Annotated in this window: 2 rRNA genes (1 of these 2 running past the window's edge); both read right to left on the bottom strand. The window is 53.3% G+C overall.

Annotation, left to right across the window (positions count from 1 at the left end):
* Positions 1-9: 9 nt before the first annotated feature.
* Positions 10-124: ribosomal RNA gene (rrf, locus tag HDC96_RS18245) — 5S ribosomal RNA — on the bottom strand.
* A gap of 125 nt (positions 125-249) precedes the next feature.
* Positions 250-2,979: ribosomal RNA gene (locus HDC96_RS18240) — 23S ribosomal RNA — on the bottom strand (it continues 149 nt past the right edge of the window).

Genomic DNA, 2,979 nt, shown 5'->3' with positions numbered 1-2,979 from the left:
GGGTAAAAACCCTGGCGATGACCTACTCTCGCATGGCTTAGGCCACACTACCATCGGCGCAGCTGCGTTTCACTTCCGAGTTCGGGATGGGATCGGGTGGTTCCACAGCGCTAATTTCACCAGGGAGACAGTTGGAGCGTCGCCATCCTAAGAAACGGATTAAGGCGCCTGCCTCTCGTAAGTCTTGTGACGTAGCGTGCACTTGGGATCTATCGACATGTCATGTCGGCCAAGGCAACTTGAGGTTATATGGTCAAGCCACACGGATCATTAGTATCAGTTAGCTCAATACATTGCTGTACTTACACACCTGACCTATCAACCACATAGTCTATATGGTTCCTTCAGGGGGCTTGTGCCCCGGGAGATCTCATCTTGAGGCGCGCTTCCCGCTTAGATGCTTTCAGCGGTTATCGCTTCCGAACATAGCTACCCGGCAATGCCACTGGCGTGACAACCGGAACACCAGAGGTTCGTCCACTCCGGTCCTCTCGTACTAGGAGCAGCCCCTCTCAAATCTCCAACGCCCATGGCAGATAGGGACCGAACTGTCTCACGACGTTCTGAACCCAGCTCGCGTACCACTTTAAATGGCGAACAGCCATACCCTTGGGACCGACTACAGCCCCAGGATGTGATGAGCCGACATCGAGGTGCCAAACACCGCCGTCGATATGAACTCTTGGGCGGTATCAGCCTGTTATCCCCGGAGTACCTTTTATCCGTTGAGCGATGGCCCTTCCATACAGAACCACCGGATCACTAAGTCCTAGTTTCCTACCTGCTTGATCCGTCGATCTTGCAGTCAAGCACGCTTATGCCTTTGCACACAGTGCGCGATGTCCGACCGCGCTGAGCGTACCTTCGAGCTCCTCCGTTACTCTTTAGGAGGAGACCGCCCCAGTCAAACTACCCACCATACACGGTCCCCGATCCAGATTATGGACCTAGGTTAGAACGTCAAGCACGACAGGGTGGTATTTCAAGGATGGCTCCACCACAGCTAGCGCCATGGTTTCATAGCCTCCCACCTATCCTACACAGACGAACTCAACGTTCAGTGTAAAGCTATAGTAAAGGTTCACGGGGTCTTTCCGTCTTGCCACGGGAACGCTGCATCTTCACAGCGATTTCAATTTCACTGAGTCTCGGGTGGAGACAGCGCCGCTGTCGTTACGCCATTCGTGCAGGTCGGAACTTACCCGACAAGGAATTTCGCTACCTTAGGACCGTTATAGTTACGGCCGCCGTTTACTGGGGCTTCGATCAAGAGCTTCGCCTTGCGGCTGACCCCATCAATTAACCTTCCAGCACCGGGCAGGCGTCACACCCTATACGTCCACTTTCGTGTTTGCAGAGTGCTGTGTTTTTGATAAACAGTCGCAGCGGCCTGGTTACTGCGGCCCTCTTCAGCTATAGCTCGCATGAGCCACCAAAAAGGGCGCACCTTCTCCCGAAGTTACGGTGCCATGTTGCCTAGTTCCTTCACCCGAGTTCTCTCAAGCGCCTGAGAATTCTCATCCTACCCACCTGTGTCGGTTTACGGTACGGTCTGCGTAAGCTGAAGCTTAGGAGCTTTTCCTGGAAGCGTGGTATCAGTGACTTCGCCTTAAAGGCTCGTCTCGGTGCTCGGTCTTAAAGGATCCCGGATTTGCCAAAGATCCAAACCTACCGCCTTTCCCCCGGACAACCAACGCCGGGTACACCTAACCTTCTCCGTCCCTCCATCGCACTTACGCGAGGTGCAGGAATATTAACCTGCTTCCCATCGACTACGACTTTCGTCCTCGCCTTAGGGGCCGACTCACCCTGCGCCGATTAACGTTGCGCAAGGAAACCTTGGGCTTTCGGCGTGCGGGTTTTTCACCCGCATTATCGTTACTCATGTCAGCATTCGCACTTCCGATACCTCCAGCAGACTTCTCAATCCACCTTCAACGGCTTACGGAACGCTCCTCTACCGCGTACATATAAATATGCACACCCCAAGCTTCGGTTCACTGCTTAGCCCCGTTAAATCTTCCCCGCAGACCGACTCGACCAGTGAGCTATTACGCTTTCTTTAAAGGGTGGCTGCTTCTAAGCCAACCTCCTGGCTGTCTGTGCCTTTCCACATGGTTTTCCACTTAGCAGTGAATTTGGGACCTTAGCTGTGGGTCTGGGTTGTTTCCCTTTTCACGACGGACGTTAGCACCCGCCGTGTGTCTCCCATACAGTCCGTCTCGGTATTCGGAGTTTGCAATGGTTTGGTAAGTCGCGATGACCCCCTAGCCATAACAGTGCTCTACCCCCGAGAGGATACATATGAGGCGCTACCTAAATAGCTTTCGAGGAGAACCAGCTATCTCCGGGTTCGATTAGCTTTTCACTCCTAATCACAGCTCATCCCCGTCTTTTGCAACAGACGTGGGTTCGGGCCTCCAGTACCTGTTACGGCACCTTCACCCTGGCCATGACTAGATCACCCGGTTTCGGGTCTACTGCCCGCGACTATGCGCCCTTATCAGACTCGGTTTCCCTTCGCCTCCCCTATACGGTTAAGCTTGCCACGAACAGTAAGTCGCTGACCCATTATACAAAAGGTACGCAGTCACTCTTTCGAGCTCCTACTGCTTGTACGCACACGGTTTCAGGATCTATTTCACTCCCCTCTCCGGGGTTCTTTTCGCCTTTCCCTCACGGTACTGGTTCACTATCGGTCGGTCAGTAGTATTTAGCCTTGGAGGATGGTCCCCCCATGTTCAGACAGGGTTTCACGTGCCCCGCCCTACTCGTCTTCACTGGAGTGGCCCTTTTAAATACAGGGCTATCACCTTCTATGGCCAGCCGTTCCAGGCTGTTTTTCTAGAACCATTCCAGCTTAAGGGCTAGTCCCCGTTCGCTCGTCGCTACTCAGGGAATCTCGGTTGATTTCTTTTCCTCTGGTTACTTAGATATTTCAGTTCACCAGGTTCGCTTCCAGCAGCTATGTATTCACTG

This window comes from Stenotrophomonas sp. JAI102, from assembly GCF_013409105.1.
Taxonomy (GTDB): Bacteria; Pseudomonadota; Gammaproteobacteria; order Xanthomonadales; family Xanthomonadaceae; genus Stenotrophomonas; species Stenotrophomonas maltophilia_AA.
This window is presented reverse-complemented; position numbering and strand designations above follow the sequence as displayed.